Consider the following 26007-nt stretch of genomic DNA (forward strand, 5'->3'; position numbering starts at 1 on the left):
CCGAGGTCAGGGTAGCTTGGCAGTGGCGACCTGCACTTGTCCTAACAAAATATGAAGCCGTTACGCACGTTTAGGGTAATCCCTTACCTGCCGCCTGCCTTGGAGAGCCTGCGCTTTTTGGCCTACAACCTGCATTTTAGTTGGAACGTAGAAACCCGCACCCTGTTCCGGCGCATGGATCCAGATCTGTGGGATGCCTGCGGGCACAACCCTGTGGCTCTTTTGGGCCAGATCCGGCAGGAACGCCTGGATGAATTGGCAGAGGATCCGGGGTTCTTAGCCCAACTGGAGCGAGCTAGCCAGCAACTAAATAGCTATCTCCAACGAGACACGTGGTACCGTCGGTACCGCTTATCCCATGCGGTGGAAGGGGAATGCTACGCCTATTTTTCCGCGGAGTTTGGCTTGGCCGACTGTCTGCCTCTTTACTCAGGGGGTTTGGGGGTGTTGGCCGGGGATCACCTCAAGGCAGCCAGCGACTTGGGCCTGCCGCTCGTGGGTGTGGGCCTGCTCTACCAAAAGGGGTATTTCCGCCAGTACCTCAGCCCCGATGGCTGGCAGCAGGAGCGCTACCCCATCAACGATTTCTTTAACATGCCCCTGGAGCTGCAAAGAGACGCGGAGGGCCGCGAGATTCGCATTGAGGTGGACTACCCCAACCGCAAGGTATTTGCCCGCATCTGGAAAGCCATGGTGGGGCGAGTGCCCCTATACCTTCTCGACACCAACATCGAGCCCAACAGCCAGTACGACCAGGACATCACCGACGAGCTCTACGGGGGCGACCAGGATGTGCGCATCCACCAGGAGATGATGCTGGGGATCGGTGGTGTACGGGCTCTGCGCGCCCTTGGGATCCACCCCACTGTCTACCACATGAACGAGGGGCACTCTGCCTTTTTGGCAGTGGAGCGGATCCGCCTGTTGATGGTGGAGCAAGGGCTGAGCTTTGAGGAGGCCTGGCAGGTGGCTAAGTCGAGCCAGCTGTTTACCACCCACACGCCAGTGCCTGCGGGGATCGACCTGTTCCCGCCAGACAAAATCGACTACTACCTGGGCTCCTACTACCGCCAGATGGGCCTAAGTCGGGAGCACTTTTTGGCCCTGGGTCGAGAAAATCCAGGCGACTTCCAGTCCCCTTTCAGCATGGCGGTGCTGGCCATCAACATGGCCTCGTTTGTTAACGGCGTCAGCAAGCTCCATGGGGCGGTCGCCCGCAAGATGTTTGGCCCCCTCTGGCCTGGGATCCCGCAAGAGGAGGTGCCGATTACCTCCATCACCAATGGCGTGCATGTCCGCACCTGGGTGGGGGAGGAAAACCAAGCTCTCTACGACCGCTACCTGGGGCCGGATTGGGCGGAGGCTCCTCCCTCGGATCCTCTCTGGCAGAAGGTGGATCGGATCCCGGATGCGGAACTGTGGCGGGCGCACGAGCACAGCCGCGCTCGCCTCATTGACTTCACCCGCCAGCGCCTGGTGGAGCAGCTGCAAAAGCGGGCAGCCTCGACGGCTGAGATCCAACGGGCCTCAGAAGCCCTCAACCCAGAGGTGCTTACCATTGGGTTTGCCCGCCGCTTTGCCACCTACAAGCGGGCCACTCTCTTGCTCCACAACCTGGAGCGGCTCAAAGCCCTGATCAACCATCCCCAGTACCCGATGCAGTTTATCTTTGCCGGCAAGGCCCACCCTCGCGATACAGCCGGCAAGGAGTTGATCCGCCAGATTGTCCAGGTGTCGCGCCAGCCAGAGTTCCGCCAGCGGCTGGTGTTTATCGAAGACTATGACATGTACATCGCTAGCTTAATGGTGGCCGGGGTGGACGTGTGGCTGAACACCCCCCTGCGCCCCCGCGAGGCCAGCGGTACTAGCGGCATGAAGGCAGCGGCTAACGGCGGACTGCACCTGAGCATCTTGGACGGCTGGTGGGATGAGGCAGATTACTACCAGACTGGCTGGCCCATTGGCCGCGGCGAGGAGTTTGAGGATCGCGCCTACCAGGACGAGGTGGAGGCCAACGCCCTCTACGATCTCCTGGAAAAGGAAGTAGCTCCTCTTTTCTACCAACGCGGCAGCGACGGCCTGCCCCATGCCTGGATTCAGCGCATGAAGCAGGCAATCCGCCTCAACTGCCCTCGCTTCAGCACCCAGCGCATGGTTCGGGAGTATGCCGAGCGAGCCTACATTCCGTTGAGCAACTCCTTTGACCGCATGCGGCGCAACAACTTCCAGGCGGCCCGCCAGTTTACCCGTTGGCGGAACCATCTGCAGGAGAACTGGTACAACCTCCGGGTTCTCGAGGTCCGGATTGAAAACCCAAGACAGCCCACTGGCAAGCCTTCTGCCGGCCGGGATAGCCAGGTCCAGGAAGTGGTGATGGCCGGGGAACCCCTCACCGTAACGGTGGAGGTGCAGCTGGGATCCCTGCAGCCGCAGGATGTGATTGTTCAAGCCTACCAGGGGTCGGTGGACGACAAGGGCCAGATCCAAAACGGCCGGGCAACCCCCTTGCGCTACGTGGAGACAGTGGGGGATCGCGCCATCTTTTGTGGCCAAGTTCGCTACGAGAGCAGCGGCTTGCAGGGGTTGGCCATCCGCCTATTGCCCTTTCACCCCGATATGCCCGATCCCTATGAGCTGCGGCTGATGCTCTGGGCCTAGCCGGTCAGGCCCTCCTCAAGAGCTGGGCCAGTTGGTTTTTAGGAAAGCTGGGCCAGGCAAGCTAGGTGTTGGAGCTGTTGCAGCTTTTCCCTCACTCGGCCAGAGCGGAGCAATTCCTCTGCTTGCTGGATCCCCTCGCTGAGAGATTGAGCATAGCCCAGCAGCCAGAGGTAGCTGCCGCCATTCCAGAGTACCGCTGGGGCAAGGGGGGAGGGATCCCCGTTGAGGAGCTGGTGCATCTGCCGCAGCAACTCTTTCTCCTCCGCCAGCGGGATCTCCGGGCCAGCCAGGTGATGGTCGCGGGCTTTAAGCAGCAGCCGTTCCCCGCGGTGGTTGAGGATAGCTGTCCGCTCCCGCGGCAGGTCGCTGCTGCCTTCTAGTCCCTTGACCGTGGTAAAGTTTTGGATCCCTTGCAGGGCAAACAACTCCAGCATTGTGGCCTCGGTGGGCGGATGCACATAGCCGGCCACCAGGTGGAAGGGGCCCTCATAGGGTGCCCAAACCAGCTCCAGCGTAGCCAGGGGAGGGCGCTTGCCGATTTGATCCCGGTACTCCATCAGAGCTTGCGCTTGGGGGAAGCAGTCTGGCAAGTACAAAAATCCCAAGCCAGTTTGCTCCAGGCATCGGCCCACCTGCTCCAGCGACCATCCTCGCCAGTCCACCCCCAAGCCTCGCCAAACCACCTCCAAGGGTAGACCATACTTGGGAGGGCAACAGCCGGAACCATGGAGCAAAACAGCTGCTCCTGCTGCCGCCAATACCAAAGCCACTAACACCCCCAGCGGCGCTGTTCGCGAGCGGCCGTCGTAGGGGTGGCCAAAGATAACCAAGGGATGGGGCAGATCTCGTTGGGGAAGGCGAGGGCCGTACTCGGCATAGGCATCCAACATACCAGCCAGCTCTTCGGCGGTGGGGCGCTTGATGCGGTGGGCAATCAAAAAGGCCCCAATCTGGGCCGGGGTGGCTTTGCCCGCAAGGAGCAGCCGAGTGGCCTGGGCGGCTTCGCCGCGGGTGAGATCCTCGTGAGTGTGGGTGCCGCTGCTGATTTTCTTCAAAAGCTCGCGAAACTCGTGGCTCATAGCTTTGGCAGTCTAGGGCGAGCGAACTTGGCAGAAACCCAGGAGGCATCCCTATCTGCCTTGGCGTCGGAAGCAGGCTGGCGGAGCAACTGGGCTGCTAACTGCAAAAACCGGCGAATGGGCGGGATCTGATAGCGATCACGGGTGGTTACTGCCACTACCTGTCGCTGCAACAAGGGGGGGTCGGTGGGCCGCACCTGCAACCCTGGGTCGGCGTGGCAGTCCACTAGAGCCGATTCTGGCAGGAGAGCAATCAACTGCCCCTGGCGAACGACACCGCGAAAGGCCTCCAGCGTGTTCAGCTCCAGCGCTGCCTTGAGAGTTAACCCCTGGCGGGCCAGGTGGGACTCCACGCAAGTGCGCATGGCATAGCCATCTTTAAACACGACCTGGGGGTACTCGGCCAACACCGGCCAAGGGATCCGCTCGTAGCGGCTGAGGGGATGGCTGGTGGCCATCAACACCTGGATGGGCTCGGAATACAGGGGCTCCACTACCAGTTCGTCCCCCCGCCTTAGCCAGGGATTTTCCATCACCAAAGCCACATCCACCAACCCATCCTTGAGCACCTTCAAGGCGCGGTCGCTGCCTAGAGCTGTAACCCGCAACTGCACCTGCGGGTACTCTCGGCAGAACTCCTGCAGCACCGGCGGCAGTCGATAGGCAGTCAGGGAGTGGATCCCGGCAACGCAGAGCTCGCTTTGCTCGCCCTGCAGCCATTCCCGAATGCTGGCTTGGGCTTGCTGCCACTCCTGACAGATGCGCCGGGCATGGGGTAGGAGCCGTTCCCCCGCCACCGTCAGGGCCACTGGGCTCTTGCGGTGCAGTAGCGGGACGCCCACCTCTTCCTCCAAGGCCTGAATTTGGCGGCTGATGGTAGACTGGCTTAGGCCACTGCGGCGGGCTGCAGCCAAAAAGCTGCCACTTTCGACGACGTTTAGAAAAGCCTGCAACAGCTCCAAGCGCACCGAGAACCTCTCAGGAGTTACGGCCTAGCTGCCGCGGGATTTTAGCCAGGGATCTCTCGAACTGCTGTAAGTGCCGCTACCAAACCCTGCCGTAGGGTTCACTTTCAAGCCCGCCCCGCCCATAGGCATTAGCTCCGGCTCGGCAAAGCCCCGCAGCCGCTGGGTAGATTCCAACTCACTCAAGCCCTTGGCCTGCAGCAGCACCCCAAAGCTGCCTAGCCCCAGCGGATCGATCAGCGCTTGGAGCGCAAAGCGCCGCTGCAGCACCTGGCCCACGCCCCCTGACCCATCGCTTGTTTGGCTGAGGGCGGCCAGCCGTTCCGCCAACCCCAGGTTTACCAGAAAATAGCTTTGCTGCGTGAAGCCCAGTCGCTTGAGTCCCAGGGATTCCCCCACCTGTTCCAGGGTTGTAAAGTCCACATGGGCCGTGAGATCTTGGCACCCCACCCGACTATAGGGATCCGCAGAGGTGGCGTGTCGGCGGTAAGCTAGGAGCGTGCCCTGGGAGCGCTGGGGGCTGTAGTAGCGCTGGGCAGGATAGCCGTAGTCGATGGTCAGCACGTAGCCCCGCCGCAGCTTACGGGCCAGGAGCTGCAGCCACTCAAGGGCCTTGAGGTTGACCTCGGTTTGGTAGCCAGAGGGGTAGGTGGTAATTGGGATCCCCAGCCGGGCAAAGTACGCTTCTAGCGCGGGGGTTGAGGGATCCCCCAGCACCTCTTGAAACCCTCCCTCTGTCCAATCCACGTAGATTTCCCGCAAAGACCCTCCCTGCACCTGCACCCGATGGACCGGAAAGGCATCCACCAGCTCATTGGAGAAAAAACAGCCAGTTACCGATTCCTCCGGGATTTCGTCCCACGCCAGCCAGCGCACCTTCTCCCCAAAGCCCGCCAAGCGCTCCTGCTGCAGCCGCCGCAAAGAGGCAGAGCGCTCCAGGATCCCGTACTCTAGAGCCTGCCAAAACGCAGGGTAAGCCGAGCGCACGTAGGTTAGCCAATCTTCAGCCAGGCGACCGCTGCCTGCCCCCATCTCAACGACCGCAAAAGCAGAAGGGGAGCCTAGAACTTGCCAGAACTGGTGAATCTGCTCCGCCAACAGGTGAGCAAAGTCGGGCGCCAGGTGGGGAGCCGTTAAGTAGTCAGGGCCAATGGGGTAGCCCCGCTCGTAGTAGCCCAGCTCCGGCTCGTAGAGGGCCCACTCCATGAACTGGGCAAAAGTCACTGGCCCCTGGGCGCGGATGCGGCTAGCGATGAGATCCCGAAGTTGTTGGTCCGTCTGGGGGTGCAACAAGGTGCCTATAGGCTAGGAGACTCATCTCTGCAAGGGGCGGCGCCAATTTTGGCGAAACCGACGGTTTGTGAAAAGCAGGACTGGCCAGAGAGCTGAGACCAGCCATTTTCCCGATCCCGAGTAGAGGCGATCTGCCTTGCGGAGCGAGTACCAAACCCCTCCTGCGTAGATTGCCAAGAGCAAAAACGGCCACATTTTCGCCTATCCTGCAAACGCCAGCCAGGTGGTTGAGGGAGCCCTCTTAGTAGGCATCCTGCAACTCATAAAAGTCAGGCGTAATATAGTCCTTGCGCAGCGGCCAGCCGATCCAGTCTTCTGGCATCAGGATCCGCTTTAGGTTAGGGTGACCTTCAAAGATAATGCCGTACATGTCATAGGTCTCCCGCTCCTGCCAGTCAGCCGACTTCCAGATCCAGTACACCGAGGGCACCCGCGGATCGTCGCGGGGCAGTTTCACCTGGACGCGCACCTCCGGCGGGCGATCCGCTCCGTCCGTCAGCTTAATCAAGTGGTAGAGGCTAACCAACGGCTGGCCTGCCCCTAGGTCATAGCCGCACTGGCAGGCAAGATAGTTAAAGCCATAGGCGTAGAGAGCGGTGCATACGGGCAGGAGAAAGTCCCGCTCCACCTCCAGTAGCTCTACTCCAGCCGCATCCCTGCCCAGATACTGGTGGTCAAAGCCGTTGTCAGCAAGAAACTGAGAAACTGGACCTCGCTCCCGCGTTGCCAGCGACTCGGCTGGCTCAGAGGCAGGCGGCGGACTTTCCGGCGTTTTGGGATCCGTCATCTCAGGCCCCTCCTTGCAAGGCTTTGAGCTGTTGCTCTACCCGCTTGAAGTCGGCAGTCTGCAGGGCCGGCGGCACGGGCAGGCCAATGGCGGCAGCTAGCTCCGGCGGCGGAGCCTGGCGGGTTTCGCTCTCCAAGTACTTGCCAGTGATGACTTCGGGCACAGGTCTAAGGTTGTGCTTGACGGTGTAGTAGCGGTGGGTTTGCTGCAGACGGCCCCGCTCCCGCATGTCCTCAGCGGCAATCTTCTTGCGCAGCTTGACAATGGCGTCCATGATGGCCTCAGGGCGGGGTGGGCAGCCGGGAATGTACACGTCCACGGGGATGAGCTTATCCACCCCTCGCACAGCGGTGTAGGAATCAGAGCTGAACATGCCGCCGCTGATGGTGCAAGCTCCCATGGCAATGACGTACTTGGGCTCGGGCATCTGTTGGTAGAGCTTAACCAGCGCCGGCGCCATCTTCATGGTTACCGTTCCCGCTGTGATGAGCAAATCAGCGGTGCGCGGCGAAGTCCGAGGCAAAAGGCCAAAGCGGTCGAAGTCAAAGCGGGATCCCAGCATCGCCGCAAACTCGATAAAGCAGCAGGCGGTGCCATAGAGCAGCGGCCAGAGGCTGGACATCTTGGCCCAGTTGTAGAGGTCGTTTACCGTTGTGAGAATAACATTGTTGGAAAGATCCGTAGTCACTTGCGGAGGGGAGGCCGGGAACAAGACTTCCGGCTCCTTAGAGGTCATGACCATTCCAGCGCTCCTTTTCTCCAAGCGTAGACAAGACCCACTACGAGGATGGCAATGAAAATCAAAGCCTCCACAAAAGCCAGCAGCCCCAGGCGGTGAAAAGCTACTGCCCAAGGGTAGAGGAACACAGTCTCCACATCGAAAATGACGAAGGCAAGCGCAAACATGTAGTAGCGGATGTTGAACTGAATCCAGGCCTGCCCAAACGGCTCCATCCCCGACTCATAGGTGCTGACTCGCAGGGCTCCCTGCCGTTTGGGAGACAAACGGGCTGAGGCCCCTAGGGCCAAAACTGGCAGCAGGGCGCAGACAATGAGGAAAGCCAGCAGGTACTCGTAGCCAGATAGGACAAACACGACGCCAGACTGCCTCAGGTGCTCAACATTTAGATACGTTTTCAGTATAGAGTCAGTCTGTGGCCTCTTGGCGCCGGCGGATCTTTAGGGCTGCTGATGGTCTCGATCGCGGGAGAGCCAACTCCACACGCCGCTTAGCAAAGCGCCGGCTGTCAGGATCCCCAGCAACGGCTGAAACAAAGGTAGCCACAGCCGCAGCCAGAGCTTGTAGCCTAGGGTAATCCCGAAGAAGGCTGCTGTTACCGAGAAAACAAACCAGACAAAGCCGGCAAACATCAGAAGGGCCAGGGCAATGAGAAAAGAGTCCAACCAGCGCTTCCAGGTAGAGAGACTCATAGCCAGAACAGGCCAAATCTTCACAGATCCTAACCCCTACTGCCCAGACCCTTCCCCTTAGCTTCTTCCTGGGCAGCTTCTCATTCCCTTGGGAAGTTGAAGGCGCGGCTACAGCAAGCCTCAGTGCCCCCTAAAAGGGGGGGTAAGCGGCTGAAGCAGGTTGGTTTAGAATTTGACCGGGTCATTCCTGCTGAGGGAGAACTTCGGAGTAGGGCGCAATTTGAGTGAGGCAGAGATTCCGGCAGAGGAAAAACGAGCCTTTGCGCTGAGGGTTGACACGACTTTGGATGCCCTAGGTGAAGTTTTGACTTGGTTTGAGTCCTTTCGCAACGCGGGTATTCCAGATCCCATCTGGTTGGAGTGCCAGTTGGTTCTAGCGGAAGGGTTTACCAATGCCGTCCGCCATGCCCATCGCGCCCTGCCCGCCAGCACGCCTATCGATATCGAGCTGACGCTGACGCCGCAGGGACTAGAGCTACGCATCTGGGATCAGGGTCAGGAGTTTGACTTGGAGGGCTTTGCCCAAAACCTAGCAGCCAACCCTCTCCCCGACGCCGAATCCGAGGGAGGACGGGGCATTTTGCTGATGAAAGCCCTCTCCACCCACCTGAGCTACACTCGCCAGGCCGATGGCCGCAACTGTCTGTTGATGAGCCGCCGCTTTGACGATCCTGGCTGCAGTTCCCAGCAAGCTGTCTAGGCCAAGAGACCAGCACTCAACTGGCGAATGGCCGCGCTGGCCACATCGCTATAGCGCAGCTCGCCAGCCAAGATTTGGCCCATACGCCGGGTGGCTCCCGGTCGCTTGACGCCAACTCGGTAGCCCACGCCGGGAAAGCGGTAGAACAGAGCCGCAATCCGCTTGGCCCAGCGCATCTCTGTGCCCCACTCCTGTTGGACGCGGGCGGAGTAGTTGGCCAGGGCTTCGGGATCCCCTGCCAGGGCTTGGTCGATGGCCTGCGCCGCCAGCATGCCAGTGAGGAGGGAGGGACGGATCCCTTCGGCGGTAAACGGGTCGACAACACAGGCGGCATCTCCCACCAGGAGCGCATTTTGGCTGTGCAGGGGTTGATCCCCGTCCCAAAGGCAGAGGGGATGGCCAAAGGACTTAACCGACTTGAGGTCGATGCCAAAGTTGTGGGCATACTGGCTGGCTATTTCTCGCAGGTTTTGTTTCTGGCCACCCCGAAAGGTGCCAGCTCCAATCGAGTAGCCGTCCGCCTTGGGGAAGTTCCAAATGTAGCCATTGCTAACACTGCCGAAGTCAAAGTGAGCAGCGGCAGTTTGCGGTTCCAAGCCAGCTACTTCCGCCTCTAGGGCAGCGGCCAGGCGGCACTGGCGACTGCGAAAGCCCAGCCACTTTGCCATCGACCCCTTGGCCCCATCAGCCCCAATCACGTACCGGCCCCAGACCGGGCCAGCAGGAGTCATTACCTGCCAGCGGTCACTTTGCCACTCAAGGCCGGCAGCGGCACATCCAGCCCAGAGGGTGGCCCCCTGCTTCTGGGCCTGCTGGATTAGGTAGGCGTCGAAAACCTCCCGTCGCACCATCCACACTGGCTCTTTCAGATCCAACTCGACCACCACTGGATCCCCACCCCGCCAGGTGTAGCGAATTTGCCGAATCTTCAGCGAGATGGCGGGGCTGAAGTCAAAGTCAAACCAGGCCGCCACCATGGGGGAGACGCCGCCCCCGCAGGGCTTGTAGCGGGGCAAGGGATCCTTTTCCAGGACCAGCACCGAGCGCCCGCGCTTGGCTAGGTGGTAGGCGGCAGCTCCGCCGGCAGGGCCGGCGCCGACGATAACACAGTCATACACGTAGGACATGGCTTGACACCTACATTTAGGGAACGCTGAAGCCGGGAAGGGGTTATCCCTGGCTGACTCTAGGCCGTAGTCGGGTCTTCTGCCGGGTTGTTACAGCGATACACCTTGGCCCCGACATTGCGCAACTTTTCGTCGATGGCTTCGTAGCCGCGGTCGATGTAGTGGAGCCCGTAGATGGTGGAGCAGCCCTCGGCCGCCAGGCCAGCCAACACCAAGGCCGCCCCCGCCCGCAAATCCGTAGCCACCACCGGCGCCCCTGACAGAGACGGCACCCCCCGGACGATGGCCACTCGGTTCTTGAGACGAATGTCCGCGCCCATGCGGTTAAGCTCCGGGATGTGGTGCATTCGGTTTTCAAACACTGTCTCCTCAATGGTGCAACTGCCCTCGCTGAGAGCAGCCAAAGCCATGATTGGCGCCTGCACATCGGTGGGAAAACCCGGGTAGGGCAGGGTTTGGATATCGGTGGCCTGACAAATCCAGCCTGAGCTGAGTTGAGCCGGGGCAATGCGCAGACGGTTGGGGCCTTCTTCCTCCACCCGCAGCCCCATGTCCCGCAGCTTGGCAATCACCGCCCGCAGGTGATCCGGAATCACCGGCCCCACGGTGAGCTCAGAGCGGGTAATCGCTCCAGCGATGAGATAGGTACTGGCCTCGATGCGATCGGGAATGACGGTGTACTCTGTGCCATGCAGACGCGGCACCCCCACCACCACAACGGTATTGGTGCCTACGCCACGGATGCGGGCTCCCATCGCCTGACAAAAACGGGCCAGGTCCGCTACCTCTGGCTCTTGGGCGGCATTTTCAATCACCGTTTCCCCTTCGGCCAGCGTAGCAGCCATCATCAGAGTTTCCGTAGCACCAACGCTGGGATAGTCGAGGTAGATGCGGGTTCCCACCAGCTTACGGGCATAGGCGTGGACCACCCCGTGCTCAATCTGAACCGTTGCCCCCAACGCCTGCAAACCCCGCACATGCAGATCCACGGGACGCGAGCCAATGGCGCAGCCGCCCGGTAGGGGCACCCTGGCCACTCCCAGCCGCGCCACCAACGGTCCGATGATAAGGAAACTGGCCCGTAACTGGCTGACCAATTCATAGGGAGCCTGGCAAGTCCTCAGGGAGCTGGCGTCTAGGTCAAGGGTATTGCCGACATGGGACACCTTAACCCCCAGGGTGGCCAGGATCTGCCCCATGCGTTCGATGTCCAGCAGGCGCGGCACGTTGTGAATTCGACAAGCGGCAGGGGCCAAGAGGGATCCGGCCATGAGAGCCAAAGCTGAGTTTTTCGATCCCCCGATGGGAACGTGGCCGCTTAGGGTCTGCTTGCCAACAATTTTTAGAACCGGCCCTGCTATCTCTGACGAGGCTGCCATCCCTGTGGGGGTCGGCCACAGCTCAGGCTCCAAGAGCCCCGCCGGGTCAATGCGAGAGAACGCTCTGTTGCCGCGATTGTCAAAATCTCTCAATCTTCCTCCTCACCCACAAAAATAAGGTAGGCACTTCAGAGAATACTCTGGGGATCACAGCAGCGGCTAAACTAGCAGGCCCAAACCGGGAGTGAGGAAGGAAGAGAAGTTCCTACAGCCCTGCTTCTACCCTATAGTGGCAGAGGAGGATTCGCTCAGCCACTTCCCTGAATGCAGGCTCCCAGCGCGGGCGGCTGGGTTTAGCCCAACAGGGGAGAGCAGTACAATGGAGGGTGATGAGAATCTCTTGCAAGAAGGAGATCCCTGATGACCGCAACTCGCGTTTCTGCCGAAGAACTGTTTCGGGCTGCCTACGAAAATCGCTACACCTGGGATCCCGACTTTCCGGGCTATAGCGCAGAGGTCACCTACTGGGATGGAGAGCGCATGTTTGTGGGTCAGGTGCACCTGGGGGCAGACCTGAAAGCCACGGTAACCGGTGTGGAAGATGAGGAAGCTCGGAAAGCCATCCAAGAGCAGATGTGGGAGATTTCCGTCCACCGGGTGCGCCGCAGCTTTGCCGAAGCCCACGGCCAAAACACGTTTCGCTACGGCCAAATCCTGCCCGATGGCTCGGTGGAGATCCTCGTGGGAGGCAAAGCCGAGGGGGATCGCTACCACGTGCGCGACAACCAAATTACCATGGTGCATCGGCACATTCACGGCGTGGTGGTTACCATTCACACCTTCAGCAGCCACGACACCGGCGAAGGCTACCTCTCCCACCGCTACGACTCTGTTTACCACGACGCCAAGACCGGTGAGCAAAAGGGTGGGCGCAGCCAATTTGAAGACCTCTACACCAAAGTGGGCAAGTACTACATCCTCTCCGAGCGGCGCATTCAAACCGAGACGGAAGCTGGTGTTGTTGAGAAGCGCTTTAGCTTCAGCAACTTTGCGTTGCTCGATGCCAGCGCCTAACTGGCCAAGCGACCACACAAAATTTTTTCGGGGCCGCAACAACCTCCCTAGAAGAAGGAGGATTCTGGGCTATGCTTTGAATGTTCCCCCCGGAACTTTAACATGGACAGGACAACGGTAAAACCTACTCCAGATTCCGAAGCCCCCCGCGAGGCTCCCAAGCTGATTCTCCGCCCGGCCCAACTGGGGGATCTGGAGGCGGTGGAGGAGATTTTGGCGCAAGCTTTTGAAGAAGAGTATGGCAGTCGCTCGGTAGACATTCGTCGCCAACTGCGGAGGCTGCGCCAGTGGTACGGGCTTCTAAGAGCCCTAAGCCTGTTTCCCAGCCGCTTCCAGCACATGTTTACCGTGCATGTGGCGGAGCTGGAGGGCAAAATCCAGGGAGTTATTCAGGTTTCTCCCTTTAACCATTCCCGCAGCACCTGGCGGGTGGATCACATTGCGGTGGCGCCTTCGGCCCAGCGTCAGGGAATTGGGTCTAAGTTGCTCAAACACTGCATGGAGCACTTTCGCGAGGCCCGCACCTGGATTCTGGAGGTGAACATCCACAACAAGGGGGCGATAGCCCTCTACCGGCACAATGGCTTCCAGCCCCTAGCCCAGATTACCTACTGGTCGATCCCGCCCGAGATCCTGGCCGCCCTCAGCCAACACGAGCCCAAGCTGCCCAACCTGGTGCCGGTGACTAACCGAGATGCCTACGCCATCTACCAACTGGATACGGGATCCATGCCGGCCACGGTGCGCCAGGTGTACGACCGCAACGTGGGCGACTTCCGCACTAGCCCCCTGGAGTGGCTTCTGGAGCAGGCCAGGTGTGCCGTCAGCCAAACCGAACGGCTGGAGATGTGTGTCTACGAGCCCGAGCGGAGAACCGCCATCGGCTATTTCAACCTCAAGCTGGATCGGACGGGGCAGCAGCCGCACGTGGCCAAGCTTACGGTTCACCCCGCCTACACCTGGCTCTACCCAGAGCTCATGGCCAAGATGGCCCAGCTCACCCAAGCCTATCCGCCGCAGGCTTTGGCGTTGGCCTCCACCGATTACCAGCCGGAACGGGAAGAGTTCTTGCTTAAGCTGGGAGCCCAGGAGGTGGAGCGGACGCTGTTGATGTCACGCTCGGTGTGGTACAAGGTGCGGGAAGTCCGCTCGCCGTGGTACAGCGAGTATCTCAGTCTAGTGTTCCAAAAACTGCCAATGAAACAGCCGGTGCCAGAGCGGTTTGAGGGGGCAGCGGAGAGCTGGCTGGAGCACCGCTTTCATCCCCCTGCGCTGGATCCCAACGCCGGGCCAGGGCAGTCCAGGGATCCGCAAGGGTAGGCTCCCCCCTGGCGGTTAAGTCTTGCTTGGCGGGCATCTGCGAACCTCTATGGACAAGTTGAAGGATAGCCCAGCCGAGGCTTCTTCCTGGCGAGCAAAGCTCCAAGCGGCCTTGCACCGCAACCGCAGCGACCCGGCTGCACGCTATTTGCAGTTGGCCACGGTGGATCCCTGCGGGCGGCCGCGCAACCGCACAGTGGTCTTCCGGGGGTTCTTGGGCGAGACCGACCGCATCCAGTTGGCGGTGGACAGCCGCAGCGAGAAGATCCACCAGATTGCCCACTGTCCCCTGGCCCAGATCTGCTGGTACTTTGCCAAAACGCGCGAGCAATTCCGCATCGCCGGCACCCTGGAAGCCATCACCGCTGGCCATCCGGATCCGCAAGCGCAGCAGCAGCGGCAACAGTTGTGGCAACAAATTCCAGAAGAAGGACGGCTGCTCTGGTTTTGGCCAGAACCCAAAGGTCCTCTTGCTCCACCAGAGGCCTTTGTTACCGAGCTAACCCCCGAAAAGGCATCTTCGCCGCCGCCCACTTTTGTCCTCCTACTGTTGGATCCAACGGAGGTGGATCACCTGCAGCTCAGGGGGGATGCAATCTACCCCCAACGGCGAACCCTCTATGAGCGCAGCCCGCAGGGATGGCAATGTCGAGCGGTCAATCCCTAGCAGGGGAGCTGTTTTTCCTCTCGCTTTCCGAGAGAATATGAAGAGAATAGACGTGCTACCCCCTAGGGCAACGCCGCCCGAGAGCAGTTGGGGAGGTAGCGCTCTCCATCCGACACCTAGCCTTCCTGCTGGCAGGAATTCTGATGGCCATTCCCGCCCTCTCAAAGCCCTTTGCCCAAGTGACCGGCAGGTCATTGCCGGCTAGCGTACGGCGGGGATCCTTGGGCTTGGCTGCTGCCCTGGTTTGGAGTCTGGCTGTTCCTAGGGGGATTGCAGCTCCCCTAATTGCCACATCCCCGCCCAGTTCGTCTAGGCAGGGGGAGACCTCTGTCCTAACCTCGAAATCGGTTCGCACTGGCCCCTTTCGGGTTGGCAACCGCACTCCCCACCCCATTCGCTTAGTGATCTTGTTGCGCAGCAGCAGTCGGCTGACCAACCCCGAAACGGCTCACTGGGATTTTGCCCCTGGCGAAGGAGGCAGCCAGGGTTTGCTGCTGAGCTTAGGGGAGGAGCCGCTGCAGATTGGCCCCGGCGATGTTGTGGTGGCTTTTACCCTAGATGGAACCCGCCGCTACTGGGGCCCAAATGTGGTGGGAGAGTCGCTGGCGCCTTTTTGGGATGAGGCAAGCGGCTCCTGGTCGATGATCTTGCAGCCCTAGAGAGGCTCACCCTCCAGACCCCTGCCAGCAGAGCCAGCCCACCCCCACCAATAGCGCTGTTAGCCCGTAGAAGCACCCCACCACCTGCACCTCCGACCAGCCCCCCAACTCCAGGTGGTGGTGGAGAGGAGACATGCGCAGCAGCCGTTGGCCTTGGCCGGTCTTGCGTTTGGTGTATTGGAAGTAGCCCACCTGTAGGATTACCGACAGCGCCTCCGCCACCAATATCCCGCCCATCCAGGCCAGAGCCCAGAGCTGATCTCCCAGCAGCGCCAGCCCCGCCAGAGCGCCCCCCAGGCCTAGGGAGCCGGTATCCCCCATAAACAGGCGGGCCCGATGGTGGTTGTGCACCAGAAAGCCCAGACAGGCGCCGCTCAAGGCAAAGGCTAGGAGCGCCAAAACGGGATCCGTTGCCGTCAGCCCCAGCCCTGCCAAGACAAGGGCCACCACCCCTGCGGCCAGGCCGTCCATGCCGTCGGCAAGGTTGACGGCGTTGTTGGTGCCCACCAGCACAAACAAAGCCAGCGGCCAAAACAGCCCGCCTAGGGAGAGGGAGCCTATTCCCGGAAGCGTGAGAACCGTTGGGATCCCTTGCCAAGCCAGGTAGCCACAGAAAACCAGGCCAATCCCCACCTGGAGCAAAAGCTTCGATTGGGGGGGCAACCCCTTGTTGGAGCGCTGCCGGATGACCAGCCAATCGTCCAGCCAGCCAACCAAGGTGTAGGCCAGGGTCAGGAGGGCCACCGCCAGCCACTGGGGATCCCAGTCGCTCCAGCTCCCGGCTACCAGCAGCCCCACTGGCAAAAAGCTAAGGCCGCCCATGGTTGGCGTGCCCGCTTTTTTGTAGTGGGACTGGGGTCCCTCCTCGCGGATGACCTGCCCTGCCTTCCAGCGCCGCAAGAGCGGAAGAAGCAGGGATCCCAGCACCGCCGATCCCAGCACGCTCAGCCCAAAGGGAAGAAGCACCTGGGGCTGGCTTCCCATCACCAAGGCCGAGAGCGCTAGGCCCAGAACTAGGGAGAGCGCCGCCCCGCCCCAGTCCGCCTCCTCCACCTCCAGTCGGGAAAGGGTATCCCCCTCCATCTTTTCTAAACCCCTCACACCCTCAATCTCCAAGCTTGGGAAAACTCTAGCAGGCAGAGCTCAAGAAAACTCTAGCTTGCCCGCGGCTCAGAGGGGGATCCCCTAGTAGGGCCACTTCCAGTTGCGCACCTCTGGCAAATCCTCGCCGTACTTGCAGATGTACTGCTTGTGCTCCACCAGCTTGTCCCGAATGAGCTGCTGGAGGTGATCCCGCCGGTATTTGAAGCGCTCCACCCGCTCCAATACATCGTTGGCCAGGTTAAAGCGATCCACCTGGTTGAGGACGCACATGTCGAAGGGAGTGGTGGTGGTGCCTTCCTCCTTGTAGCCGCGCACGTGGAGGTTGTGGTGGTTGGGGCGGCGGTAGGTGAGGCGGTGAATCAGCCAAGGATAGCCGTGGAAGGCAAACACGATGGGCTTGTCGGGGGTGAAGATGCTGACAAACTCCTTGTCGCTGATGCCGTGGGGGTGTTCGCTGGGCGGCTGCAGCTTCATCAGGTTTACCACGTTCACCACCCGGATCTTGATGTCCGGCAGGTGCTGCCGCAAGAAGTCCACCGCCGCCAGGGTCTCCATCGTCGGCACATCGCCGCAGCAGGCCATGACCACATCCGGCTCGGAGCCTTGGTCGTTGCTGGCCCACTCCCAGATCCCCAAGCCCTGAGTGCAGTGCTTGATGGCGGCATCCATGTCCAGGTACTGCAGAGCCGGCTGTTTCCCCGCCACGATGACATTGACGTAGTGGCGACTGCGCAGGCAGTGATCCGCCACCGAGAGCAGGGTGTTGGCATCGGGGGGCAGGTAGACGCGGATAACATCGGCTTTCTTGTTGACCACGTGATCCAGAAAGCCGGGATCCTGGTGGCTGAAGCCGTTGTGATCCTGCCGCCACACGTGGGAAGTCAGCAGGTAGTTGAGGGAAGGGATGGGCCGCCGCCAGGGGATGTGCCGGGAGGTTTTCAGCCACTTGGCATGTTGGTTAAACATCGAGTCCACCAGGTGAATGAAGGCCTCGTAGCAGGAGAAGAAGCCGTGGCGACCGGTCAACAGGTAGCCCTCCAGCCAGCCCTGACAGACGTGCTCGCTCAGGATCTCCATAACCCGCCCATCGGGGGAGAGGTACTCGTCGTAGTCGTAGGTAGGGGCCACCCAGGTGCGGTCACTGGCCTCAAACACGGCATCCAGCCGGTTGGAAGCGGTCTCGTCAGGGCCAAAGAGGCGGAAGTTGTGGGGGTTGAGCTTCATCACATCCCGCAAGAATTGCCCCAGCACCTTGGTGGCCTCGGCTTCCGTGGTGCCAGGGCGCGGGACGTCTACGGCGTAGCGGCGGAAATCTGGCATCCTCAGCTCCCGCGTCAGCAAGCCGCCGTTGGCATAGGGAGTGGCGCCCATGCGCTTTTCCCCCTTGGGAGCTAGCTCCTGCAGCTCGGGGAGCAGGCGGCCGTTTTCGTCGAAGAGCTCTTCTGGCCTGTAGCTGCGCAGCCATTCTTCCAGGATCTTGAGGTGCTCCGGCTTTTGGGCCAGATCCGCCAGCGGTACCTGGTGGGAGCGCCAGAAGTCCTCTACCTTTTTGCCGTCCACCTCTTTGGGGCCAGTCCAACCTTTGGGGGTGCGCAGGATGAGCATCGGCCACTGCGGACGGGTAGGATCCCCCTTGCTGCGGGCATAGTGCTGGATTTCTTGGATTTCATGGATAACGGTGTCGAGGGTGGCGGCCATCAACTGGTGCATTTCTGCCGGCTCGGAGCCCTCCACGAAGTAAGGCTTGTAGCCGTAGCCCACAAACAGGCTTTGCAGCTCTTCGCGGCTGAGGCGGCCCAGGATGGTGGGGTTGGCAATCTTGTAGCCGTTGAGGTGGAGAATGGGCAGCACCGCCCCGTCGCGGATGGGGTTGAGAAACTTGTTGGAGTGCCAGGAGGCAGCTAGAGGGCCGGTTTCCGCTTCTCCATCCCCTACCACACAGGCCACCAGCAGATCGGGGTTGTCAAAGGCTGCCCCAAAGGCGTGGGCTAGGGCATAGCCCAGTTCCCCCCCCTCATGGATGGAGCCGGGGGTTTCCGGAGCCGCATGGCTGGGCACGCCGCCGGGGAAGGAGAACTGCTTAAAGAGCTTGCGCAGACCTTCGACATCCTGGGTGATGTTGGGGTACACCTCGCTGTAGGTGCCTTCCAAGTAGGTGTTGGCCACTAGGGCAGGGCCGCCGTGGCCGGGGCCGGTGATGTAGAGGACGTTGAGGTTTTCCCGCTTGATGATGCGGTTGAGGTGCACGTAAATAAAGTTCAGCCCTGGAGTAGTGCCCCAGTGCCCTAGTAGGCGCGGCTTCACGTGTTCTGGCTTCAAGGGCTCCCGCAGCAGCGGATTGTCCATCAAGTAGATCTGCCCCACTGACAAGTAGTTGGCAGCCCGCCAGTAGGCGTCGATCTTGCGCAGTTCCTCGTCGGTGAGCGGTTTTCTCGAGAGCTGTTCTGCCAAAACCATAGCTCCACCCCCTAGGTATCTCTACTCCCATGGTGAGCTAGGTTTGGAGAAGGGCGAGGGGATCTTGGGATTCCTTTGGATTTGGGAGGAAGGGTCGGCCTACCACCACCAAGGCTTGAGGGGGGTGCCGTCGGGGAAGATCAGGCCGGCAATCCGGGCGCCGCTGTGCTTGAGGCCCTCGATCTGGGCGCCTTCTAGGTTGGCTTGCTCCAAATTAGCCCCGCTGAGGTCGGCGCGGCGCAAGTTAGCTCCCTGCAACTGGGCCTGGCGCAGCTCGGCGCCGCGGAGATCAGCCCCCTCTAGGTCGGCATTCTGCAAGTTGGCCCCCCGGAGATCTGCCCGCTGCAAATTGGCCCCCCGCAGATCCGCTTCCTCCAGGTTGGATCCGCGCAGATCCGCCCCCTTGAGGTTGGCTCCCCTTAGACAAATTTGCCGCAGCACCAGCTCCCGCAGGTCAGCTTTGCTGAGGTCTTGGCCGGCCAGATCCTGCCCCTCTCCCCCCCAGTTTTGCAACTGCCAGATGTGACGCAGCCGCTCCTCCAAGTGGGTGGCGTCTGAAAGCTGGGATCCGCGCAGGCTGGTGCCACTGACTTTTACCCCCCTCAGGTCGGCTCCCCGCAGATCCGCTCCTTCTAGGAGGGCGCCACTGAGCTTGGCCCCTTGCAAATTGGCTTGGCGCAGATCCGCTTGGCGCAGGTGGGCGCCGTTAAAGTTGCAAAGGCGCAGGTTAGCCTTTCTCAAATTGGCTTCGTAGAAGTTGGCACCCCCCAGCCGTGCCTCCTGCAGATCCACTCCCTCCAAGTCGGCGTAGGCAAAGTCTCGCTCCCCGCGCCGATAGGCCACGATTACCCCCTGCGCTCCTCCCACCGGCCGAAAGGGGCTGTAGGTCCGACACGCTTCCTCTGCCTCGGGTTGCTCGAGCTGGGAGAGCAGCCGCCACGCCGCCAAGCGCACTGCCCAGGAGCTGTTGCCGGCCAGGGCTGCTACTAGCTCCGCTAGACCTGCCGGCCCGTACTGCAGCAACTGGGGCAAGGTGGCTAGACGCACCGCCTCCTCACCCCGAGTGAGCCGCCGCCGCGCCCCCTCAAGACCCCCTAAGACCAAGGCGTAAGGCGGGGCACCGCTGGCGGCAGCTTGTCCTCCCAACACCAGATCCCAAGGGCGAGGGCTAGACCCCACCGCTGGCTGAGGATTGCTGTTCATCGGCGGAGGTGGGCTCAGTTACACCCAGCGCCCCACCACCACGCGGATAGTGCCATCTTCCAGGCGCTCTTCCGCCTCGATGGCATAGCCCTGTTGCTGGGCCGAGCGCAGCAGGCTTTTGTAGGCGTAGCGCTGCAAAATCGGCGCTAGGAACGTCTGGGGATCGATGCCGGCTCCCCAGAGATCGGCCACCAGCTCGTAGTGATCCCCCTTGCGGCGAAAGCCAATGTCGAAGCCGTTCTTTTGCCGGATCACCAAGTCGGCGTGGGTGCGGTTCCAGAGGTAGCCCCGCAGGCTGGCGTTCCGCTCCACGCTGTAGCCCAATTCCTTCAGGGTTTCTTCCAGCAGCTCGGCATCTTTAATCTGCACTTGCAGGGTGGTGAAGTGGGACATGGCGCTTCCCATCCCAACACGGAGAGGGGGATCCTCACTATAGGAGCGCTTTTGCGGTTCTAGGACAAATGTTAAGGAGCTTGACGCTTTAAACCTCTCCGCCCGATGGGGGGAGCAGCCTGGGATCTGTTCTCTCCGGCTGCCGGGAGGGCGAGCTCCCATCCCTTCCCAGCTCAGACAGGAGCAAGGGGCGGGCTCGTGGGCCTCGCCAGGGATCCAGCACATCTCGAATCAGCACCTCCTGGATCCACACCTGCAGGATGGCCGCCAAGGGCACGGCCAAGAATAGGCCCAGCACCCCGAAGAAAAAGGCCGAGGTGATTTGAGCTATCAGCGTCAAGGCGGGCAAAAGCGACACCTGGCGCGACATGACAAGCGGGGTAAAGACGCTGCTTTCAAGCTGCTGGATGAAGATGTACAGCCCTAGCACTGCTAGGGACTTCCAGGGGGCGTCGGTGAGGGCCACCAGCATTGGGGCAACCACGCTCAGGGTGGGGCCAATGTTGGGGATGAAGTTAAACAGGCCCGCTAGCACCGCGTTGGCTAGGATCAGGGGCACACCCAAAATCCAGAGGCCAATGCCGCTTAGCACCATCACCAAGGTGCTGGTAAACAAGATCCCCACCAGCCAGCCCCGCAGCACCAGCTCGCAGCGCTTGAGGATGTAGCGAACGCGGGGGCGGTAGAAGGCCGGGAAAACGGAAACAAAGGCGCGGCTGTAGGCCGGGGGATCCACCAGCAGCAAGATGGTGAGGATGATCACAAACAAGAAGTTGAGCAGGGTGGCAAAGAAAGCAGTGAAGGACTGGGAGAAAAAGTCGCGCACCTGGCGCACCAATTCGGTGGCCTGGGGCACAAGACTATTGGCCAACTCCCGCAGCGTCGGCAGCTCAAGGTCGGTCGGCAGCAAGAGGATTAGGCTCTCAAACAGCCGCTGTGCCTGCACAATCCCCGCAGGCACCACGTCGGTCAACAGCCGGCGCAACTGCTCCAGTAGAGGCGGCACCACGATGAGCCCCACCAAGACCGCGCCCACCAAAACCGTCAAGCCCGTGATGAGAAGGGAGGGGCCGCGGCGAAAGCCGTAGCGCTGGGGAATCTGGGCTAGAGTATCCAAGGCTACTGCCAGGACGATGGCTGCAAACACCAGCAGCAGGATCTGTCGAATCTGCCAGAGCAGCGCCAACAGGCCCAGCAGCGCCCCCAGCCCCAGCCAATGGGCAAAAGTCACCGCAGCCACCTCCTCCCTTGGTTTGTCGTCGCCTATTCTAGATGGGGTCTCGGACATTCCCAGCGGTATTCGGGAGCTGCGTATGCCGAATCCCGATCCACAAGCAAGGGCTCTGGCTAACCGCAGTAACCTGGAGGAGGTGATAGAGTCCCTGCTGGGCGAGGAAGTTCCCCTCCTCTCGGTTGGGGGAGTGTCCCGCTACCTCAAGTCGCTGCTGGGCGGGGATCCCTATTTGACCCGGCTGTGGGTGGTTGGAGAAGTCTCCAGTTGTCAGCGCAACCACACGGGCCACCTGTTCCTGACCCTGGTGGATCCAGAAAGCGGCGACGTCCTCAGGGGGGTTGTGTGGCAAAGTCAGACGGCCCGGCTCAGCTTCTGGCCAAAAGTGGGTCAACAGGTGCTGGCGCTGGGGCAAGTTGGCATCTACAGCGGCGGCAGCTACTACCGCCTGGTCATCTGGCAACTGCTGCCAGCAGGGGAAGGCCTCCTAGCGTGGAGATTCCAGCAGCTCAAGGCCCGCCTGGCCGCCGAAGGCCTGTTCGACAACCAGCGGCCTCTGCCCACCCACCCTCAGTGCATTGCTGTCGTCAGCTCTCCCGACGCCGCTGGCTGGGGAGATATCCGCCGCACCCTCAACCAGCGCTACCCGGGGCTGCGGGTGCTGTTTTCGCCAGCTCAAGTGCAAGGGGAAGCGGCCCCTGAGTCCATTGTGCGGGCCATTCGCCGGGTGGAACGGGATGGGCGAGCGGAGGTGCTGCTGATTGCCCGGGGAGGCGGAGCCGGCGAGGATTTGGCCTGCTTTAACGATGAACGGGTGGTGCGGGCCATTGCCGAATGCCGCATTCCGGTGGTAACTGGGATCGGCCACCAGCGGGATGAGACCTTGGCGGACTACGCCGCTGACTATGCGGCCCACACCCCCACAGCGGCAGCCGAACGGGTTGTGCCGGATCTGCGGGAATTGCAGCGCCAGGGATCCCAGCTCCGGCAGCGGCTGGTCACCTGCACCCTGCAGGTTTTGGAGAAGGCCCAGGAGCGCCTGCACCATGCCCACCACCGTCTGCTCCAAATTCATCCCGAGCGGCTGCTGCACCAGGCCCAGAAGCACCTGCTGCAACGGCAACAGCGCCTAGTTCAGGCCGTGCGCCATCGCCTTCAAGAGCAACAACAGCGCCACCAAGCTCTCCAGCAGCACCTCCAAGCCCTCGATCCCGCGGCCGTCCTCCGGCGGGGCTACGCCCTCGTGCGCGACGAGCGGGGATCTCTCGTCCGCAACCCCTGCCTGCCGCCTCAGACTCGCCTGTGCATAGAGCTGGCCGGGGGAAGCTTCTGGGTTCGAGTGGAGGAGAGCCATGAGCCGCCGCAAACGTGAGGATCCCTGGCGCTACGAGGCAGCCATTGCCGAAGTAGAAAGTTTGATTGCCCAGATTGAATCGGGGGAGCTGGATCTGGAGGAGGTGGTGGAGCGCTTCCAGCAGGCCGCCCAAACCCTAAAGCGCTGCGCCGAGTTTTTGGAGGAAAAACGGCAGCAAGTGGAGATCATCATTGAGCAGCTAGGACCCGACGACGAAGAAGAGCTGCGCGAGTTCTAGGGACATAAATGCCCGTGCTGCTGGTTCTCGACGGCAGCAAGGCTTGACGAAGGGAGCCGAGCTCCTGAAGATAGTCAAGTTGTCAAGACCTCGTGGGGCGCCCTCCATGGCTGCCAAGATCTTGGATGGCAAAGCCTTAGCTGCTCGCCTGCAAGCCGAGATGGCTGCCCAAGTGCAAGCTTGGCTCCCGCGGGTGGGGCGCCCCCCAGGGTTGGCAGTGCTGCGAGTTGGAGAGGATCCTGCCAGTGCTGCCTACGTGCGCGGCAAAGAGCGGGCCTGTGAGCGGGTGGGCATCGCCTCCTTTGGTCGCCATTTTTCCGCCCAGGACTCCCCCGCCCATCTGCTCGACACCATTGCCCAACTCAACCGGGACGAGCGCGTCGATGGCATCCTGGTGCAACTGCCGCTGCCCCCTGGCTGGGATCCCATCCCGCCTCTTCTAGCCATCGATCCTGCCAAGGACGTGGACGGCCTCCACCCTCTCAACCTGGGCCGGCTGGTGCGCGGCGAGCCCGGCCTGCGCAGTTGTACCCCATTAGGCGTGATGCGCCTGCTGGAGGCAGAAGGGATCCCGGTTGCCGGACGAAAAGCGGTGGTGGTCGGCCGCAGCCTTCTGGTGGGCAAGCCCTTGAGCTTGATGTTGCTGGCCGCCGACGCCACGGTTACCATGGCCCACTCCCGCACACCCAACTTGGCCGAAGTAACCCGCAGTGCCGACATTGTGGTCATGGCGGTGGGGCGTCCCCGCCTGCTCAAGGCAGAAATGGTAAAGCCAGGGGCCGTGGTCGTCGATGTAGGCATTAACCGCATCCAAGGCCCTGACGGGTCGGAGCAGTTGGTGGGAGATGTGGACTACGAGGCAGTCAAAGAGCGGGCTGCCGCCATCACACCCGTACCGGGTGGCGTGGGGCCGATGACGGTAACCATGCTGCTGGCCAACACTCTAGAGAGCTACAAACTGCGCAGCCGCCTCTAGGCCAAAATGCGTGCGCCCCCTCCGGCTAGACGCCGCGAATTTCCCGATATCTTCTGGCGCGCTCTTCGGCGGGATCGGGGGCTTGTGCCTTGGCCACAGCTTCCTGCAGTTGCACCATCACCTTTTCCGGGGGGTCAGTGGAGCGAACGACGTAAAACATCAAGTTAATGGCTTCGGCAGCTGTTAGCTTGAGGTCTTCTTTTCCCTTGGGCACCAGAGCAACCTTGCCATCGGTGGTCGGAATGGCCGTATGGGATCCCTTGGCGAGAATCTCCCCTGCTTTCTCCAAAGTGACCAGCATATCCGCGCCTCACTGCAGCGATTAGGTATCATCCTGGCAAAGATCTTTTGGGCTCCTGGCAAAGCCCGTGTTCTTCTAGCCAAGTGTACAGGTAGGGAAATAGCTTTTGGTTAGCTGCTGGAAAAGGAAACTGCGACAGCTCTGCCGGTTTGACCCAGCGGACTTCACTGCATTGTAAAGGCTGAGCTTCTCCGCCCAAATAGCGGCAGATAAAAGCCATGAGGGTGATGGTGAAATGGGTGTAGGCATGCTCAACGGTGGCTAGCGGCGCTACCACGGCGATGTCAATGCCCACTTCCTCTTTCACTTCCCGCACCACACACTCCGCAGGGGTTTCTCCCGGCTCGATCTTGCCACCGGGGAACTCCCACAGGCCGCTGAGCATCGAGCTTTCCGGGCGCCGATCGATGAGGATCTCGTTCTCCCGCAGGACAATGGCCACCGCAATCTGTTTGTGAGGGCGCAAGGGACGGGGTTCAGCCATAGGCAGGTGGTGCTGTTGACCTCGATGGTAAGCGGCGCAATCGGCCTGCCAAGGGCACTGACCACAGCGAGGCCGCCTGGGCCGGCAGACAGTAGCGCCCAAGTCCATCAGAGCCTGGTTAAAGGTGCGGGGCTGCTCGGGATCCAGTAATTGCTGCGAAAGCCGCCACAAGAGAGGCAGGCAGCGACTTGGTGGCTGGGGCAAAGCCACCAGGCGAGCCAACACCCGCTTGACGTTCCCTTCTAAAATCGGCAGGGGTAGGTCAAAGGCAGCGCTGAGAATGCCCCCAGCCGTTGTGCGCCCGATCCCTGGCAGCGCCAGCACCTGCTGCAGGTTGCGGGGAAACTGCCCTCCGTGTTCCCGCATCAGGATTTGAGCGGCTTTGTGCAGATTTAGCGCCCGCCGGTAGTAGCCCAGGCCTTCCCACAATTTCAGCACCTGCTCTTGGGAGGCTGCCGCCAAGTCGGGGATCCCGGGCAAAGCCTCCATCCAGCGCTGGAAGTAGGGGATCACGGTAGCCACCTGGGTCTGTTGCAGCATCACTTCCGCTACCCAGATGGCGTAGGGATCTCGGGTGCGCCGCCAGGGCAGATCCCGGCCTTCCTTGCGGTACCACTGCAGCAAAGAACGCCTCAGGCGCTGCTGAACTGCCTCTTCCCAGCCCAGCCGTTGCCCGTCGACGGTTGCCGCCTCTACCTCCACTTCCTCGGGTTGCTGAGATGGCATCTCAAGCTGCGTAGGCAAAGTGCAGGGCCCACCAGATCAAGGCCGAGACGACTCCCGCCACAACGCTGGCCGAGATCAGCACCACAATGGGGCTATCCGCCCCCTTGAACTGCATAATGCCGCGGTTGTAGTTAGCCATCGTCGCCTCCCCCAGCTCCAGCGGTGGGGTGGGGAACCAAGCGCAGGAGCTGGAAAGTTTTTCCCAAGAGCCTACTTTCAGGATAGCCAACTAGCCCCCCTCCGACTCTACACCGGGGCAGGTTCCCCCCGGCTATGGCTGGGTTGGCCAGGGGGTGCTTTGTTAAACTGAGGTTCCGGAGGCAAGTTGCCATTATTGGCCAAAAGAGTGGCGTTGGGGCAGGCATGGCTAGGGGAAGGGAGGGAAGAGGCAGCAGCTCAGCTCCAGAAAGATCCCGGCAGGCAGGGCTTCATCAACACCTTGCTTCTGAGCGTCTGCTACC

At 61.3% G+C, this 26007-nt stretch carries 26 protein-coding genes; 9 read left to right on the forward strand and 17 right to left on the reverse strand.

What is annotated here, in order from left to right:
- Positions 1-51: 51 nt before the first annotated feature.
- Positions 52-2658, forward strand: coding sequence for an alpha-glucan family phosphorylase (glgP, locus tag NW806_RS05915; RefSeq protein WP_414410382.1), 2607 nt, complete (start codon positions 52-54; stop codon positions 2656-2658).
- A 38-nt stretch (positions 2659-2696) separates the two neighbouring features.
- Here the strand turns inward: glgP and NW806_RS05920 are convergent, their stop codons facing one another.
- From NW806_RS05920 to NW806_RS05950, 7 genes are all read right to left on the reverse strand, one after another.
- The gene (locus tag NW806_RS05920) at positions 2697-3737 is read right to left on the reverse strand and encodes an anthranilate phosphoribosyltransferase family protein (RefSeq protein WP_414405911.1); all 1041 of its coding nucleotides are present in this window, start codon (positions 3735-3737) and stop codon (positions 2697-2699) included.
- Positions 3734-4705 carry a LysR family transcriptional regulator gene (locus NW806_RS05925; protein ID WP_414410383.1) on the reverse strand — a complete coding sequence of 324 codons (972 nt, stop codon included), beginning with the start codon at positions 4703-4705 and terminating at the stop codon, positions 3734-3736. Before NW806_RS05925 ends, NW806_RS05920 begins: the two co-directional genes overlap by 4 nt.
- Positions 4706-4729: 24 nt before the next feature.
- A complete protein-coding gene (locus NW806_RS05930) occupies positions 4730-5992 on the reverse strand; it encodes a class I SAM-dependent methyltransferase (protein ID WP_414410384.1) in 1263 nt (420 codons plus the stop codon).
- Between the two features lie 244 nt (positions 5993-6236).
- Positions 6237-6782 carry an NAD(P)H-quinone oxidoreductase subunit J gene (locus NW806_RS05935; RefSeq protein ID WP_414395724.1) on the reverse strand — a complete coding sequence of 182 codons (546 nt, stop codon included), beginning with the start codon at positions 6780-6782 and terminating at the stop codon, positions 6237-6239.
- Between the two features lies 1 nt (position 6783).
- Complete coding sequence (locus NW806_RS05940) at positions 6784-7524, reverse strand: NADH dehydrogenase subunit K (RefSeq protein ID WP_414395725.1); 741 nt, start codon at positions 7522-7524, stop codon at positions 6784-6786.
- Positions 7515-7877 carry a photosynthetic/respiratory NAD(P)H-quinone oxidoreductase subunit C gene (gene ndhC / locus NW806_RS05945; protein WP_414405908.1) on the reverse strand — a complete coding sequence of 121 codons (363 nt, stop codon included), beginning with the start codon at positions 7875-7877 and terminating at the stop codon, positions 7515-7517. The genes NW806_RS05940 and ndhC overlap by 10 nt, the downstream gene beginning before the upstream one ends.
- Positions 7878-7961: 84 nt before the next feature.
- Positions 7962-8213 carry a hypothetical protein gene (locus NW806_RS05950; protein ID WP_414410385.1) on the reverse strand — a complete coding sequence of 84 codons (252 nt, stop codon included), beginning with the start codon at positions 8211-8213 and terminating at the stop codon, positions 7962-7964.
- Between the two features lie 172 nt (positions 8214-8385).
- Here NW806_RS05950 and NW806_RS05955 point away from each other — a divergent pair, with 172 nt between their 5' ends.
- Positions 8386-8913: an ATP-binding protein gene (locus NW806_RS05955; RefSeq protein ID WP_414410386.1), complete on the forward strand. Its 528-nt coding sequence runs from the start codon at positions 8386-8388 to the stop codon at positions 8911-8913.
- Here the strand turns inward: NW806_RS05955 and NW806_RS05960 are convergent.
- Together NW806_RS05960 and murA are read right to left on the reverse strand one after the other, a co-directional pair.
- On the reverse strand, positions 8910-10040 hold the full coding sequence (locus NW806_RS05960) for a geranylgeranyl reductase family protein (RefSeq protein ID WP_414410387.1): 1131 nt from the start codon (positions 10038-10040) through the stop codon (positions 8910-8912). The genes NW806_RS05955 and NW806_RS05960 overlap by 4 nt on opposite strands.
- 59 nt (positions 10041-10099) lie before the next feature.
- A complete protein-coding gene (gene murA / locus NW806_RS05965; protein ID WP_414395920.1) occupies positions 10100-11419 on the reverse strand; it encodes a UDP-N-acetylglucosamine 1-carboxyvinyltransferase in 1320 nt (439 codons plus the stop codon).
- 360 nt (positions 11420-11779) lie between these two features.
- On the opposite strand from murA, the gene NW806_RS05970 reads away from it, so the two are divergent.
- From NW806_RS05970 to NW806_RS05985, 4 genes are all read left to right on the forward strand, one after another.
- On the forward strand, positions 11780-12433 hold the full coding sequence (locus NW806_RS05970; RefSeq protein WP_414410388.1) for a DUF3386 domain-containing protein: 654 nt from the start codon (positions 11780-11782) through the stop codon (positions 12431-12433).
- Positions 12434-12535: 102 nt separating this feature from the next.
- Positions 12536-13753: a GNAT family N-acetyltransferase gene (locus NW806_RS05975; RefSeq protein ID WP_414410389.1), complete on the forward strand. Its 1218-nt coding sequence runs from the start codon at positions 12536-12538 to the stop codon at positions 13751-13753.
- Between the two features lie 49 nt (positions 13754-13802).
- A complete protein-coding gene (locus NW806_RS05980) occupies positions 13803-14420 on the forward strand; it encodes an Npun_F5749 family FMN-dependent PPOX-type flavoprotein (protein ID WP_414410390.1) in 618 nt (205 codons plus the stop codon).
- Between the two features lie 143 nt (positions 14421-14563).
- Positions 14564-15079 (forward strand): hypothetical protein, encoded by a 516-nt coding sequence (locus tag NW806_RS05985; protein WP_414410391.1) that lies wholly within the window; start codon positions 14564-14566, stop codon positions 15077-15079.
- Positions 15080-15085: 6 nt separating this feature from the next.
- Here the strand turns inward: NW806_RS05985 and mraY are convergent, their stop codons facing one another.
- From mraY to NW806_RS06010, 5 genes are all read right to left on the reverse strand, one after another.
- The gene (gene mraY / locus NW806_RS05990) at positions 15086-16162 is read right to left on the reverse strand and encodes a phospho-N-acetylmuramoyl-pentapeptide-transferase (RefSeq protein ID WP_414410443.1); all 1077 of its coding nucleotides are present in this window, start codon (positions 16160-16162) and stop codon (positions 15086-15088) included.
- 102 nt (positions 16163-16264) lie between these two features.
- A complete protein-coding gene (locus tag NW806_RS05995; protein WP_414410392.1) occupies positions 16265-18640 on the reverse strand; it encodes a phosphoketolase in 2376 nt (791 codons plus the stop codon).
- A gap of 99 nt (positions 18641-18739) precedes the next feature.
- Positions 18740-19843, reverse strand: coding sequence for a pentapeptide repeat-containing protein (locus NW806_RS06000; RefSeq protein WP_414410393.1), 1104 nt, complete (start codon positions 19841-19843; stop codon positions 18740-18742).
- Between the two features lie 18 nt (positions 19844-19861).
- Positions 19862-20236 carry a DUF1257 domain-containing protein gene (locus NW806_RS06005; protein ID WP_414395746.1) on the reverse strand — a complete coding sequence of 125 codons (375 nt, stop codon included), beginning with the start codon at positions 20234-20236 and terminating at the stop codon, positions 19862-19864.
- An 88-nt stretch (positions 20237-20324) separates the two neighbouring features.
- Positions 20325-21476: an AI-2E family transporter gene (locus NW806_RS06010; protein WP_414410394.1), complete on the reverse strand. Its 1152-nt coding sequence runs from the start codon at positions 21474-21476 to the stop codon at positions 20325-20327.
- A gap of 73 nt (positions 21477-21549) precedes the next feature.
- Between NW806_RS06010 and xseA the strand changes: the two genes are divergently transcribed.
- The 3 genes from xseA (at position 21550) to folD (ending at position 24035) form a co-directional block, all read left to right on the forward strand.
- Complete coding sequence (gene xseA / locus NW806_RS06015) at positions 21550-22839, forward strand: exodeoxyribonuclease VII large subunit (protein WP_414410395.1); 1290 nt, start codon at positions 21550-21552, stop codon at positions 22837-22839.
- The gene (gene xseB, locus NW806_RS06020) at positions 22820-23059 is read left to right on the forward strand and encodes an exodeoxyribonuclease VII small subunit (RefSeq protein WP_414395752.1); all 240 of its coding nucleotides are present in this window, start codon (positions 22820-22822) and stop codon (positions 23057-23059) included. The genes xseA and xseB overlap by 20 nt, the downstream gene beginning before the upstream one ends.
- A gap of 106 nt (positions 23060-23165) precedes the next feature.
- On the forward strand, positions 23166-24035 hold the full coding sequence (folD, locus tag NW806_RS06025) for a bifunctional methylenetetrahydrofolate dehydrogenase/methenyltetrahydrofolate cyclohydrolase FolD (protein WP_414410396.1): 870 nt from the start codon (positions 23166-23168) through the stop codon (positions 24033-24035).
- A gap of 25 nt (positions 24036-24060) precedes the next feature.
- Here the strand turns inward: folD and NW806_RS06030 are convergent, their stop codons facing one another.
- The 3 genes from NW806_RS06030 to NW806_RS06040 are packed head-to-tail and all read right to left on the reverse strand — an operon-like array spanning position 24061 to position 25775.
- Positions 24061-24336 carry a hypothetical protein gene (locus NW806_RS06030; protein WP_414410397.1) on the reverse strand — a complete coding sequence of 92 codons (276 nt, stop codon included), beginning with the start codon at positions 24334-24336 and terminating at the stop codon, positions 24061-24063.
- 28 nt (positions 24337-24364) lie between these two features.
- Entirely contained in the window at positions 24365-25546 is a 1182-nt protein-coding gene (gene mutY / locus NW806_RS06035) for an A/G-specific adenine glycosylase (RefSeq protein WP_414410398.1), read from the reverse strand.
- A gap of 1 nt (position 25547) precedes the next feature.
- Positions 25548-25775 carry a hypothetical protein gene (locus NW806_RS06040; protein ID WP_414410399.1) on the reverse strand — a complete coding sequence of 76 codons (228 nt, stop codon included), beginning with the start codon at positions 25773-25775 and terminating at the stop codon, positions 25548-25550.
- Positions 25776-26007: the final 232 nt, after the last annotated feature.

Source organism: Synechococcus sp. W65.1 (assembly GCF_047461615.1).
Classification (GTDB): Bacteria; Cyanobacteriota; Cyanobacteriia; order Thermostichales; family Thermostichaceae; genus Thermostichus.

Bases quoted from the DNA above. Each gene is read 5' to 3' on its own strand.
- folD (WP_414410396.1), top strand. From the start codon at position 23,166: ATGGCTGCCAAGATCTTGGATGGCAAAGCCTTAGCTGCTCGCCTGCAA.
- NW806_RS05985 (WP_414410391.1), top strand. From the start codon at position 14,564: ATGGCCATTCCCGCCCTCTCAAAGCCCTTTGCCCAAGTGACCGGCAGG.
- NW806_RS05960 (WP_414410387.1), bottom strand. From the start codon at position 10,040: ATGTCCTACGTGTATGACTGTGTTATCGTCGGCGCCGGCCCTGCCGGC.
- glgP (WP_414410382.1), top strand. From the start codon at position 52: ATGAAGCCGTTACGCACGTTTAGGGTAATCCCTTACCTGCCGCCTGCC.
- murA (WP_414395920.1), bottom strand. From the start codon at position 11,419: ATGGCAGCCTCGTCAGAGATAGCAGGGCCGGTTCTAAAAATTGTTGGC.
- NW806_RS05920 (WP_414405911.1), bottom strand. From the start codon at position 3,737: ATGAGCCACGAGTTTCGCGAGCTTTTGAAGAAAATCAGCAGCGGCACC.
- NW806_RS05940 (WP_414395725.1), bottom strand. From the start codon at position 7,524: ATGGTCATGACCTCTAAGGAGCCGGAAGTCTTGTTCCCGGCCTCCCCT.
- xseB (WP_414395752.1), top strand. From the start codon at position 22,820: ATGAGCCGCCGCAAACGTGAGGATCCCTGGCGCTACGAGGCAGCCATT.
- NW806_RS05980 (WP_414410390.1), top strand. From the start codon at position 13,803: ATGGACAAGTTGAAGGATAGCCCAGCCGAGGCTTCTTCCTGGCGAGCA.
- NW806_RS05970 (WP_414410388.1), top strand. From the start codon at position 11,780: ATGACCGCAACTCGCGTTTCTGCCGAAGAACTGTTTCGGGCTGCCTAC.
- NW806_RS06000 (WP_414410393.1), bottom strand. From the start codon at position 19,843: ATGAACAGCAATCCTCAGCCAGCGGTGGGGTCTAGCCCTCGCCCTTGG.
- mraY (WP_414410443.1), bottom strand. From the start codon at position 16,162: ATGGAGGGGGATACCCTTTCCCGACTGGAGGTGGAGGAGGCGGACTGG.
- NW806_RS06005 (WP_414395746.1), bottom strand. From the start codon at position 20,236: ATGTCCCACTTCACCACCCTGCAAGTGCAGATTAAAGATGCCGAGCTG.
- NW806_RS06030 (WP_414410397.1), bottom strand. From the start codon at position 24,336: ATGCTGGTCACTTTGGAGAAAGCAGGGGAGATTCTCGCCAAGGGATCC.
- NW806_RS05995 (WP_414410392.1), bottom strand. From the start codon at position 18,640: ATGGTTTTGGCAGAACAGCTCTCGAGAAAACCGCTCACCGACGAGGAA.
- NW806_RS05975 (WP_414410389.1), top strand. From the start codon at position 12,536: ATGGACAGGACAACGGTAAAACCTACTCCAGATTCCGAAGCCCCCCGC.
- xseA (WP_414410395.1), top strand. From the start codon at position 21,550: ATGCCGAATCCCGATCCACAAGCAAGGGCTCTGGCTAACCGCAGTAAC.
- mutY (WP_414410398.1), bottom strand. From the start codon at position 25,546: ATGCCATCTCAGCAACCCGAGGAAGTGGAGGTAGAGGCGGCAACCGTC.
- NW806_RS05935 (WP_414395724.1), bottom strand. From the start codon at position 6,782: ATGACGGATCCCAAAACGCCGGAAAGTCCGCCGCCTGCCTCTGAGCCA.
- NW806_RS05950 (WP_414410385.1), bottom strand. From the start codon at position 8,213: ATGAGTCTCTCTACCTGGAAGCGCTGGTTGGACTCTTTTCTCATTGCC.